This window comes from Lysobacter tyrosinilyticus, from assembly GCF_054779815.1.
Window position 1 is genome coordinate 389278 of sequence record NZ_BAAGXN010000004.1, and the last position, 15290, is coordinate 404567.

Annotated in this window: 13 protein-coding genes; 6 read left to right on the forward strand and 7 right to left on the reverse strand. The window is 61.4% G+C overall.

The features are described from left to right. Window positions 1-14: 14 nt before the first annotated feature. The 3 genes from ACYVGK_RS12640 (at window position 15) to ACYVGK_RS12650 (ending at window position 5372) form a co-directional block, all read left to right on the forward strand. Entirely contained in the window at window positions 15-4493 is a 4479-nt protein-coding gene (locus tag ACYVGK_RS12640; RefSeq protein WP_460734185.1) for an RHS repeat-associated core domain-containing protein, read from the forward strand. After that, on the forward strand, window positions 4490-4825 hold the full coding sequence (locus ACYVGK_RS12645; RefSeq protein ID WP_460734187.1) for a hypothetical protein: 336 nt from the start codon (window positions 4490-4492) through the stop codon (window positions 4823-4825). The genes ACYVGK_RS12640 and ACYVGK_RS12645 overlap by 4 nt, the downstream gene beginning before the upstream one ends. 178 nt (window positions 4826-5003) lie before the next feature. Then, window positions 5004-5372: a DUF2188 domain-containing protein gene (locus ACYVGK_RS12650; protein WP_460734189.1), complete on the forward strand. Its 369-nt coding sequence runs from the start codon at window positions 5004-5006 to the stop codon at window positions 5370-5372. Window positions 5373-5378: 6 nt separating this feature from the next. Here ACYVGK_RS12650 and ACYVGK_RS12655 read toward each other — a convergent pair whose 3' ends face one another. Both ACYVGK_RS12655 and ACYVGK_RS12660 read right to left on the reverse strand, forming a co-directional pair. Continuing rightward, window positions 5379-6542: an AlbA family DNA-binding domain-containing protein gene (locus tag ACYVGK_RS12655; protein WP_460734191.1), complete on the reverse strand. Its 1164-nt coding sequence runs from the start codon at window positions 6540-6542 to the stop codon at window positions 5379-5381. Window positions 6543-6550: 8 nt separating this feature from the next. Beyond that, window positions 6551-6787 (reverse strand): hypothetical protein, encoded by a 237-nt coding sequence (locus tag ACYVGK_RS12660; RefSeq protein ID WP_460734193.1) that lies wholly within the window; start codon window positions 6785-6787, stop codon window positions 6551-6553. 428 nt (window positions 6788-7215) lie between these two features. Here ACYVGK_RS12660 and ACYVGK_RS12665 point away from each other — a divergent pair, with 428 nt between their 5' ends. Continuing rightward, window positions 7216-7446 (forward strand): DUF4224 domain-containing protein, encoded by a 231-nt coding sequence (locus ACYVGK_RS12665; RefSeq protein WP_460734195.1) that lies wholly within the window; start codon window positions 7216-7218, stop codon window positions 7444-7446. Window positions 7447-8230: 784 nt separating this feature from the next. On the opposite strand, the gene ACYVGK_RS12670 is transcribed toward ACYVGK_RS12665, so the two are convergent. The 4 genes from ACYVGK_RS12670 to ACYVGK_RS12685 all read right to left on the reverse strand — a co-directional run bounded on the left by ACYVGK_RS12670 (window position 8231) and on the right by ACYVGK_RS12685 (window position 11873). After that, entirely contained in the window at window positions 8231-9184 is a 954-nt protein-coding gene (locus ACYVGK_RS12670) for an endo alpha-1,4 polygalactosaminidase (RefSeq protein WP_460734197.1), read from the reverse strand. Between the two features lie 138 nt (window positions 9185-9322). Then, the gene (locus tag ACYVGK_RS12675; protein WP_460734200.1) at window positions 9323-10573 is read right to left on the reverse strand and encodes a sensor histidine kinase; all 1251 of its coding nucleotides are present in this window, start codon (window positions 10571-10573) and stop codon (window positions 9323-9325) included. Further along, entirely contained in the window at window positions 10570-11262 is a 693-nt protein-coding gene (locus ACYVGK_RS12680) for a response regulator (protein ID WP_460734202.1), read from the reverse strand. Before ACYVGK_RS12680 ends, ACYVGK_RS12675 begins: the two co-directional genes overlap by 4 nt. 71 nt (window positions 11263-11333) lie before the next feature. Further along, a complete protein-coding gene (locus tag ACYVGK_RS12685; protein WP_460734204.1) occupies window positions 11334-11873 on the reverse strand; it encodes a Spy/CpxP family protein refolding chaperone in 540 nt (179 codons plus the stop codon). A gap of 222 nt (window positions 11874-12095) precedes the next feature. Here ACYVGK_RS12685 and ACYVGK_RS12690 point away from each other — a divergent pair, with 222 nt between their 5' ends. Beyond that, complete coding sequence (locus ACYVGK_RS12690; RefSeq protein ID WP_460734206.1) at window positions 12096-13520, forward strand: coniferyl aldehyde dehydrogenase; 1425 nt, start codon at window positions 12096-12098, stop codon at window positions 13518-13520. Window positions 13521-13543: 23 nt separating this feature from the next. Here the strand turns inward: ACYVGK_RS12690 and ACYVGK_RS12695 are convergent, their stop codons facing one another. After that, window positions 13544-14455, reverse strand: a complete 912-nt coding sequence (locus ACYVGK_RS12695) for a M28 family metallopeptidase (protein WP_460734208.1) — start codon at window positions 14453-14455, stop codon at window positions 13544-13546. Between the two features lie 156 nt (window positions 14456-14611). On the opposite strand from ACYVGK_RS12695, the gene ACYVGK_RS12700 reads away from it, so the two are divergent. Beyond that, window positions 14612-15259 (forward strand): response regulator, encoded by a 648-nt coding sequence (locus ACYVGK_RS12700; protein WP_460734210.1) that lies wholly within the window; start codon window positions 14612-14614, stop codon window positions 15257-15259. The last annotated feature ends 31 nt before the right edge of the window (window positions 15260-15290 follow it).

Consider the following 15290-nt stretch of genomic DNA (forward strand, 5'->3'; position numbering starts at 1 on the left):
AAACGGAAGGGGGAATGCTTTTTATGTGGCTTGCAGGTAGCCGTGAATCGGCCGCTTCGGGCGTTTTTGCCCGTGTAATTCGCCAGTTGTTGGGTTCGAAGTCGAACGTGGTTCTCCGAGCCCTATTGGTGCTTGCGATGCTGTGGTCCGGGTCTGCTGCGGCGACGACCTACTCGAACGAGCTAGAGGCCTACGACGGCTGCATGGCTGCCACGAAGCTGAATTACGAAGCGCGGATTGCCTCGAATGGCGCCAAGGAATACAAGTGCTTGCGATCTGGCCCTAACATCAACGCCTACGTAGGCCAGATCTATCTGGCCAACTGCGCCTCTGGCTGCGCCTACTATTGGAGCGTTGGCTATGGCACAGGTGAGTGGCCGTACCTCGCGTTCGACCCTCGTAGCAATCTAGGCGGTGGTACCTGCTGTGTCGGAAAGCCCAAGGGCAACCCGCTGGTCGGCACGCATGCTGGTAACCCCATCAACGTGGCGACCGGCAACAAGTATCAGCGTGAAGTCGATCTAGAGGCCTCGGGTCTGCTTGGGTTTGTGCGCCACTACAACAGCTATGGCGCGTTCCAACAGTACGGGCTTGGCGCAGCTTGGACGCATACCTATTCCAAGCGCATTGAATACTCTGCCACTCAGTACAACGGGCGAGTGGCCAAGCTGCATCGGCCGACGGGAGGCTACCTGCTGTTCCTGAAGCAGCAGGACGGTTCCTGGAAGCCTGAGACAGATGTATTCGATGCGTTAGTGACAGACAAGGACGCCAACGGCACGGAGATTGGCTGGACATATACCAATCGCAGCACCGGCGACGTTGAAACCTACGACACGCTGGGACGCTTGCTTACGATCTCCAATCGCTCCGGCGATTCCGTGTCGTTTGAATATAACGGCGGAGTGCTGACGGGCACCGCGCAAGATCTGCTCCTGACGCGGGTAACGGACCGTTCGGGCCGCAGCCTCAGCCTTCACTACGATGCCTCAAGCCGCCTCGATCAGATCACGGACGCGGCGGGGCAGGTGTATGCGTATTCGTACGATAGCCAGGGGATGCTTTCCGGCGTTGTTTACCCTGGTGGCGCGACGAAGGGATATTTGTACAACGAGGCTGCCTACACAGCCGGAACGAATCTGCCTTTGGCCCTGACCGGGATCGTGGACGAGTCGGGCCAGCGCTTCGCTACATACAAATACGACACCTCGGGTCGTGCCGTTTCGACGGAGCATGCGGGTGGCGTCGAGAAGAACACTGTTGCCTATAGTGGCAGCACAGCCACGGTGACCGATCCACTTGGCAACCCTCAGTATCGGGACTTCGGGAGCTATGCGGGCGTCAAGAAGCTGACCTACTTGCTCAATCAGTGCTCGACCTGCCCGACGTCCGCCAGCACGTACTCATTCGACGCAAACCTGCACCTCGACAACGTCAAGGACTTCAACGGCACCATCGCCGACCACGATCGCAACGTTGACGATCTGGAAACGCAGCTGATCGAGGCTAAGGGCAAGCCAACTCAGCGCAAGACCCAGACCGATTGGGACAGCTCACTCAGGCTGCCGCTGGAGCGTCGCATCTACGACGCTGCCAATGTGCTGGTTGGCAAGCAAACCTATACCTACAACACGCGCGGCCAGATCCTGACCGCGACGAGCGTTGACCCGGTTACCAGCGCTACCCGCACGAGTACCAACACCTACTGTGAACATGCCGACATGACTGCCGGCACCTGCCCAGCGTTGGGCTTGGTGACCTCGGTCAACGGCCCGCGCACCGATGTCAACGACATCACCACGTACACCTACTACTCCAGTGACGACGCTACCTGCACAACGTCGCCGACCACCTGTCCGCACCGCAAGGGCGACCTGTGGTTGGTGCAGGATGCTTTGGGCAGTATCGCCGAGACGCTGAAGTACGACGGCGTCGGCCGCGTGCTGTCGGTGAAGGACGTCAACGGCGTAGTCACCGACTTTGAGTATCACTCACGCGGCTGGTTGACCGCCCGCAAGGTCCGTGGTACGGATGGTGCAGTCGAAACGGACGACCAGATCACCCGTATCGAGTACTTCCCGACGGGACTGGTGAAGAAGACCACGCTGCCCGACGGCAGCTACACGAGCTACACGTACGATGCCGCGCATCGCCTGACAGATATCACGGACGGCGCAGGTAACACGATCCACTACACGCTGGACAACGCCGGCAACCGGACCAAGGAAGACACGAAGGACAGCGTTGGGGTTCTAGCTCGAACCCTCTCAAGGGTCTTCAACAAGCTTGGTCAGTTGCAGACACATAAGGACGCCTATAACAACGCCGCCGGGTATATCTACGATGCTAACGGCAATGTTGATAAGACGACCGATGCGTTGGGCAGAGTGACGGACGACGACTACGACCCGCTCGACCGTCTAACAAAGACGATCCAGAACCAGGGCGGTCTCAATGTCACCACCCAGTTCCAGTACGACGCCCGCGACCACCTCACCGCGGTCATCGACCCCAAGGGCCTGACCACGGGCTACACCTACAACGGCCTGGGCGACCTGACCCAGCTCAGCAGCCCAGACACTGGCGTCACCGGCTACACCTATGACAACGCCGGCAACCGCAAGACCCAGACCGATGCGCGCGGAGTCACCGCTACGCTCGGCTACGACGCGCTCAACCGGCTGGTGTCGGTCAGCTATCCTGACAGCAGTCTCAACGTCGGCTACAGCTACGACACCGCGGCTACCGCGTGCGCGAACGGCGAGACCTTCGCCGCCGGCCGCCTGAGCCTGATCACCGACGGCAGCGGCAGCACGCAGTACTGCTACGACCGCTTCGGCCAGATGGTGCGCAAGGTGCAGACCACGGCAGGGCGGAGCCTCACCGTGCGCTATGGCTACACCAAGGCCTGGCAGCTGAGCAGCGTTACCTATCCGGATGGCACTGTCGCCGACTACGTGCGTGATGGCCTCGGTCGCACTACCCAGATCGGCGTTACCCGTCCGGGCGGCAGTCGCCAGATCCTGCTGACGTCGGCGAGCTATTACCCTTTTGGTCCGGCTTCGGAATGGGCGTTCGGTAACGGCCGTCTGTTCCAGCGCACGCTGAATCAGAACTATCAGCCTGGCGTGTTCCAGGATCAGAGCACTGGAGGCCTGTCGCTGGGTTATGAGTTCGATGCGGTCGGCAATCTAGCTAAGCTCCGCAATGGCAATCAGGCGAATCCGCCCCTGCGAGTTTATGGTTACGACGCACTCAATCGGCAGACGTCGGCTCAGGACGGTACGACCCAAGCGTTCACCGAACAATACAGCTACGACGCCACGGGCAACCGTACTAGCACCACGATTGGTGGCACAGCAACGGCATACACAATTGCTGCCAATAGCCATCGCCTGACGGATGTCGGTGGCGTGGCGCGCATTTACGACAATGCCGGCAACACTACCGCGATTGGCGGTACCACTCGCGAGTTCGTCTATAGCGACGCTAACCGCATGAGTGCGGTGAAGCAGGGTGGCGTGATCGCCATGAGCTATGCCTATAACGGCAAGGGTGAGCAAGTGCGCCGCAGCAATGGCGCCAACGACTTGCTCGCCGTTTATGACGAGGCGGGGCATTGGCTGGGTACGTACGACAGTACGAATACACCGAAGCAGCAGGTGGTTTGGCTGGACGGCCTGCCAGTAGGACTGATTCTGGAAGCAGCAGCTACAAATCAGCCGTTGCATTACATCGAAGCGGACGCCCTCAAGACCCCGCGTGTGGTTATCGATAGTCTGCGCAATGTCGCCGTATGGTCTTGGCTACTTGTAGGCGAGGCATTTGGTGTCAGTGCGCCGCAGGAGGATACGGACGGCGACGGCACGAGTCTTGTATTCAACTTACGGTTTCCTGGTCAGATCCACGATTCAGTGTCGGGCCTAAACTACAACTACTATCGTGATTACGATGCGGTTGTTGGACGGTATGTCGAAAGCGATCCAATAGGTATGCGTGGAGGTGTCAGCACCTTTTCTTATGTAAGTGATCGGCCTCTTGAAAGCACTGATCGGATGGGCTTGTCCGAGTTCACGAGGGCCGTTCGGGGAGTCGGGATAATCGATACCTACAGAGCCGACTCCGCTTCAGATGATGCGGAAGAAGCAGCAGAAGGCTCCGGATTGCCAGGCCCAATCTCAGGTCCACAAGACGCCTACCGCCATTGCGTGTGGTCGTGCCTCATGACTCAAAGGATTGGGAGCGCTTCTGCAAAATTCATTGGAGATAGCCATGAGCTGGAGGGCCGGGAGAGGCACCAATCTCAGCTCGATGAGGCTATGGATCAAGCCAATAACGCGGCTGGTCGTCAGTGCGGACTCATGAAGGACCAGGACAATTGTCAACAAAGGTGCATGCGAAGAATCTTAGACGGGGGGCTTTTGGGTCCGGGTGGAGTGCCAATGCCGGCTACCGTCCCTGAGCCGCCCAATCCTATGGAGAAGTACCGATGAACAGCTTTGCCAAGTCGATCGCTCTATCCGCGCTGATCTTGCTGTGCGGATGCGGTCAGGACAAACAGTTTGATTCGGCCTCATGGAAGGCGACGCCAGAAGATGAGCGCTATGTATTTGCCGACACGCTGATTGGCAGTGGAATTCTGGTGGGCAAGACAAAGGAGGAGGTCGAGCGTGAGCTTGGGAAGCCTTCACACATTGATGCTGGCGATGGTAGATATTCCTACTTGATCAAGCGTGATGGCACTGGCTTTAACAGAATCACGATGGTGGATATTAAGTTTGGATCGGACGGGCTTGCGCGCGAGGTCTTCCTGCGGGAAGACTGATTCGCGGGGAAGGCTAGCCGACACGTTAGTGCTCTGTGTTGACCGTCCGGCAGCCGCCATTGATCGGAACCGATTGATTACGCGGTTGCCGGGGCGTCGGCGTACACGGCGCTTCATGGGGCTCTACGGGGCTCCATAGGTACAGCACTCCACTTCCATTGACGGCTGCTACGTCGGCATGACGCCAAGCGCCCGCGCCGGGGTTTCTTCACCTGGGCGGGCGTACGATTTTCGCGTGCTCTGGTATTGCGTCTGCCCCGTAGCGAGTAAATGGGCTGTCACCTTTGACACCCAGCGGCGGGCCTTCATCTACGACACAGAGGACGAGGCCCTTGAGGCGGCCAAGGACGCGGCCGAGCGCAACTGGGAAAGGCACCACGTGCCGTCTGGCGTCCAAGTCAAGAAAGGCAAAACGTGGCGGGAAGTGTGTCGGGCTGAGGGCGATCCGCCCCAGATGAGGTGCACACCTGCTCGGCCGACCCGTGCAGCCTGCAGTGAGGTCCTTCCGGTCAGGATTCAACCAGGCGCCGATGTGCTCCCGGCTTGATATTGTTCACCGATATGGCTGGGTATGACGGCGCCACTCACCGGATTCATCGAAGTCGCGGCATTCGTCCAAATCGAACGTCTGCCACACTTCGTCAAGCAATTGCTTTGATAGCGCGCCCGAAGAACTATAGAGGTCTTCTACGCGATCACTAAAGCGCTCCTCATAGATAAAGACTTCGTCGTGAGGCTGCGCGCTTGTAACCTGCTCAAAGCCATTGCCAGCATAAAGGAGGTAATGGCTGCGGATGCCAATCAACGAGATGCCAAACGCCACAGCGCCGGAAAGCCCTTCTCGCGTAAGCAGCTCACTAACCCTTTCTAGAGCGGACTTGGTCTTGTTAGAGCAAGTGATGCTGTCGACGGTGTCTCTTCCGTCGTCCAACCGGTGACGACACTTCCAGGCTACCTCCACCATGCCGCGTCGAAAGCACTGCGCGTACTCCTGAAGTTGGATGTTTGAAGGGAAGGGGCTGAAGAGCAGGCCTTCGCTGTTGTACCGCCTCATCGCGTGCGGGCCGCTACTGAACGCGAAGCCATAGCGTTCCAATTTCTTGAGATCGAATGAGAATTGTTTGGCAAACGAAGCCAGTGGCAACACATGCAGAACTGCATATGAATTGTTGGCGAGCTGCTGGCTTAGCATCAATTCCTGTATGCGTTGCACGCGAGCATGTCGCCACGCCCGCAGTTGCTCCAGTAGCCGGTTTCGTTCGCCGAAGGCATGTCGCAGCTGCATGTAAGTCATTTCCTGATTGACTTGCCCCACCCGACACTTGAACCACATTTTCCCTTCGAGCTGAGCTCGAAACGGGCCATCGAACTGCTGGGGAACTTCGACCACCATTGCGAAGCCCCCCGCGATCTTGACGGAGTCGATTCGCAGTCCGGCGACGCGAGGTTCTATGCAGCCGCTCGCAGCAATATTGAGTAGACGCGTAGCCTCGGCGTCGGCGTCCCCTTGAAGCGGGGCAAATGCACTTGCGCGCCCCTCGGTCTCGACGACGCCGTAGACGATACGGCCACCCCACGTGTTAGCTAACGCAGTGACGTCGTGCAGGAACGACTTCCTGTCCTTGTCGCTAGGGAGTTGGCGCTTGAAATCGAGCGTGACGGTTTCCGGTTCGGCGCGATCGACGATCGCATGAAGCCACTGCTCTGTCGTTTCCATGCGGCCGCTCACATTTGCCGTTCGTGCTCGGGCAGCCGGCCGTGATCGACCAGCAGGTTATGAGGGAAGACCCAGGCGCGTTCGCTGGCGTCGTCACCGACGCGGTCTGCGTCGTCCTGGATGCGCTCGGCGATACCAGCAAAAGCAGGAAAAAAGTCAGCCTCGCCTCGGTACTCGCTCTTCATCTTCGGCATTTCGGCCGCGAGCGCTGGGAATCGGGCAAAGATTTCAGGCCAGGTCAGCATCGGGACTTCCAAGGAGTCGGTGGTAGGTCATGGCCTCGCGCCCGTTGTCGGTCAGCCCGGCGCCAACGCTGGCAATCAGTTGCCGCTCGCGGAGCGCGCGCAGGGTCACGGCCGAAGCATACCGCCCCTCGAATCGAAGCTCTGCCGGCTTGGATCATACGCAGAGTGCCAGCCGCAGCGGCTTGCAGCATCTCGGTCTGCGGCCGGCTCAGGGGCTTCTCGATCCATGGTCTGGGGACTGGCTGCCGCTCGATCACATCGGGTGCAAACCACGGGGTGGCCACCATGCCCGCGCCCACGCTCTCACCTCGCGCCTGCCAGCCGGGCGACCTAGGGACGTAGCGGGGGTTCTTATGGCGCTTCATGGCTGACGCAATTCTGCTCTCCGCTGTCGCGCATACTGCGACCTCCTGTCTGGAGGGCCTTAGGTGAGTGGAACGTGGCTATCGCCTGAAGAGATTGAAGAACTCACCGCGCTAAAGCGGTGGTCCGCGCAGTGTCGTGCTCTAGCGCGGATGGGAATTCCGTTTTTGCCTAATGCTGTCGGCCGTCCGCTGGTGGAGCGGGGTGCGGTTTGTAGTAAGCCGGCACCGGAGCGCACCAAGAAGCGGGAACCGAACTGGGATGCGATGCCGAAGCCCAGGGAAAGGAGCAAGTGATGACCGGAGCGCGTACCCGGTAGTGCCGATGCCGGCTGTTGGCGGAGAGAAGTCGACCACCGCTGGGCGCGGGCGGCAGGTTGAGGCATCTCCATGGCGCAAGCCGTGATAGGCGAGATCGTAGAGTTTGCGGACCTACAGCGCTTGAGTGGCTACCAACGCTTGGCGGACGTGCAGCGATGGGCCGACTTAGCGGGTGTGCCGGCCAAGCCTTGCCGAGGGGGCCTATGGACGACACTCGCGGCCCTGAACTACGCGCTTGGTGTGCGGAATGCGGGGCCGCCTGATGATTCGTATCCGCTGTGGATCGTGTGATTTGCCGGCGGTCGTTTTGAAGAACGGTTGCAGAATAAAAAAGCCCCAGCGCGAGGCTGGGCTTCCTCTTCTTTTGGCGACCGTTCGGGGATGCGCATTCTTCCTGGTCGCGCGCATATTTGCGCATTCGCGGGACATTTCTGGGGCAGCACCGCCGTAAATGCCAAGTATTGGCAGCTACTGAATACAGCAGAAAGGACGGTTTTTCTAGTTGATATCGATTGACTCAAGTTGCTGATTATTATCTCTTTTCGGTCTTGAAAACCGGCGTGGTAGCGATACCACCGTGGGTTCGAATCCCACCGCTTCCGCCAGTTCCGGCCTCGTGGTGAAGCGACACACGAAGGTGTCCGTGGCACCCTGGATTTCCGCACCCACCGTCACGCGACGCGCCGTTCTTTGATGACGGCACCAGACGACGGAATCCGACCAGGATTCCGCCGTCGGCAACGAGATTCGTGCGAGGGGATTACCAGCCCGTCGTGGTCACGCACGGCTGTCGTGGGCCGTTCAGATTGAGCTTGAAGCGCACGGTATTGAAATGCCGCGTCCGCGATGACTGGCAGATCGAAGTCCATTTCGTGCTGGTATACGTCTTGTACTCGGCAATGAAGACCGCCTTGTTGGCCTGCGTGTAGAGCTGCAGGCCAGGTACCTCGGTATCGCTTGTCGGATCGTAGGGCCAGATGCATTCCGAATAGGCGTTGCATTCCTCATTCAACGTCCAGTCGAAATCCCCGACCAGGTCGATGGTCTGGATGATGTCGCCCTTCTGGCCGATCGACATGCCGATTTCGTGAGCCCACTGTGCCAGCTTGCGGTTGTAGTACAGCTGGTCCGCATAGGTGATGGCGAAGCCGGTGGCGCCGTTCTGTGCGCTGGGTTGGTTGGTGGCGGGATCCAGGCTGTTTTCCCATGCATCGATCTCGTCGGGCTCGATGGCGTCGAAGCCCTTGTCCTTGCACATCTGCATGCGCGCTTTCATGACCGGTTCGAGTTCCGCGACGCGGCGGATGTCGAGCCAGTAATGGCCTTCCCAGCCGGCATCGGGCTTGCCCCAGATCTGCGGAGTGATCTGCTGGAACTTCCAGGCATCGCTGCGATAGGTCTCGTAAACGCCTGCGTCGATGTAGCAGATGACTTTCTTGCCACGCGCATGCAGCGCATCGACCGTGCTCTTGGGATTGATCTCGCCATCGATGTCGTAGACATCCGGTTCCGGCAGGGTGCGGCCGGAGAAATCGCGAAGACCCATCTTCACCGGATCGTTCAAATCAAGTGGCGTGGACAGCAGCCAATGGAAGGAGAGCGGTTTGTCCGCGGTTGGCTGCCACCAGGTGACGGACTGCGCGTTGGCGGATGAGGCGAGTAAGGCGCCCAGACCCAGTGTGGTGAGGAAAGCAAAAGCGGGGGAACGAACCATGACGTGCTCCATGTCGGACGGGCGCGATAGCCCGGCGCCACCATAGTTCGCAGTTGTCTCAAATTCTGAGCGCGAGACCTCATCGCGCAGTGCACATCACGCGAGCAGCGGCAAAGCATGCCGCTCCGAGCAGGCGGACTAGTGTTGCGGCAGCGTCACTTCGAAGATGCAGCCGCCGCCCTCACGCGCCAGGCAGCTGACGCTACCGCCATGACGGTGAGCGATCTGCTTGACCAGCGACAAGCCCAGGCCCCAGCCGCTACCGGTTTCCCGACTATTGGCCGGGCGATAGAACGGCTCGAAGATGCGCTCGCGCTCGTCCGCGGCAATGCCTGGTCCGCGGTCGGCGACGTCGATGATGCACGGTCCGTTGTCAGCCATTCGTAGTGAGGCGCGCACGTCCTGTCCGCCATGCTTGAGTGCATTCTCGATCAGGTTGCGAATCAGTTTCCGCAGCAGGCGCGAATCACCTGGTACATCGACGGGGATAACGTCGAAGGGCACATCCAGTCGCACGCATTCCTCCGCCAGCAGCCCCGCGAGGTCCACGCTTTCCGGTACCAATGCGCCTTCGATCGTATCGAGTTTGCTGGCCAGCAGAACTTCTTCGATTTGCGAATCGATCTCCGCGCAATCCTGGCGCATGCCCCGCAGCAATTCGGGGCTGGGGTTGCTCTCGTGCAGGTCGAGCGCCAGGCGCACGCGCGCCAAGGGGGAGCGCAGTTCGTGCGATGCGTTGGCCAACAGGCGCCGATGGGCGTCGAGCAGGTTCGTGACGCGGCCCGCCATGCGGTTGAAGCTCGTACTCAGCGCAGCTACTTCATCGCGGCCGGCGACCGGTGCGCGCGCCGCGAGTTCGCCTTCGCCGAATCGGTCCACGCATTGAGCGAGGGTTTCCAGCCGTAGAGTCAGGCGACGCACCATCGGATACGAGGCCAATGCAACGAGCAGCGTCACCAGCGTGATCACCAGCAACGCGTGCAGATGAAAGGCGCCCGCGTTGGTCCGCATTTGCGCGATCAAAAGGCGTCCATCGCGTAGTCGGATGGAGCGCCATGCGATCGCATGGCCAGCCGATCCCTGCGCGAGGATTGTGGCGTCACCAACGTTCGTCAAAGTGCCTGCGCTGCCGAGTCGTGTGCGCTGCTGGTCGAACAGCGCCACGCCCAGCACCGGCGCGGAGACGAAGTCGGCGAGCGTGCGATCCAGGACGTCGGGAGCCGCGGCGGCAGGCAGTGTGCGATCGAGCAGTGCGGCGACGAAGCGGGCGTGCTCGACTTCGACCGAATGCTGCGAGGTGAATCGCCATGTGGCCACACTGAGCAGGACCACGACGGCCAGCGCGGCGAGCGTGGTGAGATAGATGCGCAGGTACAGATGACGGATCACGCGGACTCGTCCTGGGTTCGGGTAAACAGGTAGCCCGCGCCACGCAGGGTGAGGATGCGTCGGGGTTGCCTCGGATTGTCCTCGATGGCTGCACGGATGCTGGAGATGTGGACGTCGATGCTGCGGTCGAAGGCATCCAAAGCGCGGCCCGATACCAGCTCCAGCAACTGATTGCGGGTCACTACACGGCCCGCACGTTCGGCCAGCGTCACCAGCAGGTCGAACTGGTAGCCGGTCAGCGCACGCACCTGCCCGTCGATGCGCACCTGGCGTGATTCGCGATCGATTTCAAGCCGTCCGAAGCGCAGTACCGGACTAACCACGGCGCCGCCACGCCGCAGCACGGTACGCAGCCGCGCCAGCAGTTCGCGCGGATCAAAGGGTTTGGGAAGGTAATCGTCGGCGCCAAGCTCCAGGCCGACGATGCGATCGGTCGCGTCGCCGCGAGCGGTGAGCATGATGATCGGTACCGCAGTCGTCTCGCGCAGCTTCGTGCAGACGTCCAGGCCGTCGCCGTCGGGGAGCATGAGGTCGAGGATGATCGCGTCCGGCGAGAGGCGACGCTGCTCGCGCAGGCCATCGCCGACCGTGTGGCAGCAGGTGACGCGGTAGCCTGCCTGCGAGAGGTACTGGTCGAGCATGCTGCACAGGCGTTCATCGTCGTCGATGATCAGGAGTTGTTTCGACACGAGTCTGCTCTTGGGCGGTAGTCCCGCTGCCCGGAGGGCAGCGGGTTCGAACGGAGCGGCCCGTTCCGGTATCAGCCGGCATGATGCCCGATGTGCGAAGCGAGCATCTGGTCGAGGGCCGTTCCCAACTTCTGGCGCTGCGCAGGCGTCAACACCTTCGCCACAGCAAGTGCGGTGTCGGTGATGCGACGGCTGGTCGCCGCTGCCAGTTGTTCCTGTTCCGTGCGCACGGCGTCCACTGCGTTCAGATCGATGCCGGGCGCGGTCAGCAGGGTTTTCAGGCGCGTCATGCTGTCGTGGTAACGCCGCAGGTCGGCGTGCTGATCGTCCATTGCACGCCGGACGATGGTCTGGATCTGCTGCTTCTGCGCCGGGTCGGTTCCGACCTCGTCGAGCACCTTCTGGAAATGATCATGCATCGCCGCATGATCCTGGCCGTGCAGATGTGCCAGCAGCCCGCCATTGCTGGCGACCTGGGCCAGCGAAGCGGCGGCTTCCGCCTTGGGCGTGGTGGCCACATAGAGCGTGCCGACGCCGGCGACGAGAGCAAGGGCAAATGCGAGAGCGCGGATTGCGCCAGGGCGGCTTGTGGTGGAGGAATTCGTGTTCATCAGGGCTCCTTGATGTTGGTTGAGAGTCCCCCGTGCGGATCGGGGTGGGGTCAGGCTGACGGAGCCGCGTTCAGCGATCGCTTGCGGTTTGTAAAGATTTGTTGGGGCGCAAACTGGCCGCCAGACACCAACGGAATTGCCTCTGCGCGCGATGGCTTTGGCTGCAGTCGGCCTCCAACTCGGCCATACTCCCGCGTAGGTTCCTCTCCAGCGCCACTGCCGATGGACATCGCTGTCGCCACTCCCGTTACCGATCTCGCACCGACGCTGCAACGCCTGCGCGAAGCATGGTTGAAGCAGCGTCCTTCGTACGAGCAGCGCCGCAATGATCTGCAGCGTCTGCGCAAGGCGTTCCATGCACGCCTGGATGAGATGGCGGAGGCCGTGAGCGCCGACTTCGGCCACCGCTCCACGCACGAGAGTCTGCTCGCCGATGGCATGACCGTGCTCAGCGAGCTCGACCACATGATCGCGAACCTGCGCCGATGGATGCGCCCGCAACGGCGCGGCGTCGGCTGGCAACTGTGGCCGGCGCGTGCGCAGGTGCGATATGTGCCGCTGGGCGTGGTCGGTGTGATCGCGCCGTGGAATTACCCGGTCAATATCTCGCTGGTACCGCTGGCTACGGCGATTGCCGCGGGCAACCACGTGTATCTAAAGCCTTCGGAATACAACCCACGCACGAACGTATTCCTGCGCGACCTGCTGGCCGAAGTATTTCCGCCCGAACGCGTCGCCGTAGCGCTGGGTGGTGCGGATGTTGCCGCGGCATTCGCCGCGTTGCCGTTCGACCACATCATGTTTACGGGCTCGACCGCGGTGGGCCGCAAGATCATGGCCGCCGCGGCGCAGAACCTCACGCCGGTAACGCTGGAGCTGGGCGGCAAGTCGCCTGCGGTGATTGGCGAGGATGCGCCGATGGCGACTACGGCCGCGCGCATCGCCACTGGCAAGCTGTTCAATGGCGGACAGACCTGCATTGCGCCGGATTATGTGCTGGTCCCTGAAGCGCGCCGCGATGAGTTCGTGGCGGCATTGCGCAACGAAGTGGCATCGCGCTACCCGGATCTGGAATCGAGTCCGGACTACACGCGGGTCATCAACGAACCCAACTATCGCCGGTTGCGCGGTTACCTCGACGATGCGCGCGAACGAGGGTTGCAGATCATGCCGCTGGCGGAGCTCAGGGATGCAGCCCTGGCCGAATCAGGGCGCCTGTTGCCGCCGACGCTGGTGATGGAGCCAGGCGACGACGCGAAGGTGATGCAGGAGGAGATCTTCGGACCGATCCTGCCGATCAAGACTTATCGTCGCTTCGATGAAGTGATCGACTACATCAATGCGCACGACCGTCCCCTTGCGCTGTATCACTTCGGTCATGACCGTGAGCAGATCGAACGCCTGCTCGGCAATACGACCGCCGGGGGTGTGTGCGTCAACGAGACCCTGCTGCAGTACGCCTGCAACAACCTGCCGTTCGGTGGTGTGGGTGCCAGCGGCATGGGGCATTACCACGGCCATGACGGCTTCATCACCTTCAGCAAGGCGATGCCGGTGCTGCGACAGGCACGTTGGACACTGTCGGACAAGTTGAAGCCGCCTTACGGCGGCTTCCCCGAGAAGATCATCAGGCTGCTGGTGCGGTAAGGCGGGTCACGACCCGCCGCGCCTCACTTCGCAATCGCAGCGGCAGGCGTGCCGGTCGATTCCGCCGCGTCCCAGCGACGCAGCGCCGCTTCCACGGCATCGACACCGTGCGCCGCAGCGTTGGCATCAATCTGCGCCAGCGTGTCGCCATTGGTGTGGATGACCTGCATCACCTTCGGCATCGCGGCTGGCTTCTTGCCGGCGTACGCGTCGAGGATCGCGGTGATCTCATCGCCGCCCACCATCGAGTACGACACAGCCGGCCAGCCTGACTTGAGGAAGGAGAGGTGGTCGGTGGGCGGGTAGTGTTCGCCTGCGGACAGCTTCAGGCCGTTCGCGCCGGTGCTTTCGCGACTCGCGGCGGTGAGGTTGCCGTTCGCATCGGGCGTCATCATCCACACCGTGTCGCCCCATGCGAACACATCGAAGTTGACATACAGCTCTGGCTTGGCGCCGCCGTTGGCGACGTAGGCCTTGGAGCCCAACAGGCCCTTCTCCTCCAGGTCCCAGAAGGCGATGGCGACGCGATGATGGGCGAGCGGTTTCGCTTTCAGTCGCTGCGCGAGCGCGAGCACCGTCGCGCTACCTGATGCATTGTCGGTCGCGCCCTCGCCCTTGCTGACCTGATCGGAGTGCGCGCCCAGCAGCAACATCGGAGCGGCGCCATCGCCGGAAACATCGGCAAGGATGTTGGTGCCGTTCTGGCCGTCGATCTCGAAAGCGCTGGTGTGCCAGGTGATCCCGAGCTGATCCAGGCGCGTCTGGATCGCGGTACGGCGGCCTGCGCTGGCGTCGGCGTCCGCAATTGCGGCCACGTCAGCGAGCCATGACTTGGCCGCGGCCGACGCCGGTGCCGGAGCTTCGGAAGCGGGGTGCGCGCACGCGGGCAGGGCGAGGGTGCAGGCCAGAATGGCGAAATGCAGGCTGGGGCGCATGGCGTGGGATGTCGGGGTAAGGTCATGCAGTTTGCAACAAACTGGTCGTCGAGGCTTGTGCTGCGCCATGGACCGGTGGACACGGGGTTGGTTGCGCCACCCCCGCGTCGAGGCTAGCCTCGACGCACGGAGCTTCACTCACCAAGGACGGTAAGGATGACCATTCGAGTCTTCATCGTGGACGACCACGCGCTGGTGCGCGCGGGCATGCGCATGATCCTGTCGGCGCAGACCGACATCGAAGTGATCGGCGAGGTGGAAACAGGCGAGGCTGCGCTACCGCTGATCCGGCGGCTACGGCCGGATGTGGTGCTGTGCGACCTGCATCTTCCCGGGCTCAGCGGATTGGAAGTCACCGAGCGGGTCACGCATGGCGGAGACGGTCCGCGCGTGATCATCGTCTCGGTGCTCGAAGATGGCCCGTTGCCAAGACGCCTGCTTGAAGCGGGCGCATCGGGTTACGTCGGCAAGGGCGGCGATGCGCAGGAGCTGTTGAACGCGGTGCGGGAAGTAGCTCGCGGCCGGCGCTACCTTGCCAGTTCGGTCGCCCAGAACATCGCGCTATCGGGAGTAATCGGCACCGTCACTCCCATCGATGCGCTGACCGATCGCGAACTCGAAATCAGCCTGTTGCTGGCGCAGGGCATTCGTCAGAGTGAAATCGCGCAGCGATTGAGCCTGAGCGCCAAGACGATCAATACGCACAAGTCGCGATTGTTCGACAAGCTCGGGATCGGCGACATCGTCGCATTGGTGCGGCTGCTGAAACAGCATGGAATGCTGGATCCAGTGCAAGTGATGTAGCCAGGTCGCAAAAAAAGAAACGGCCGCGATT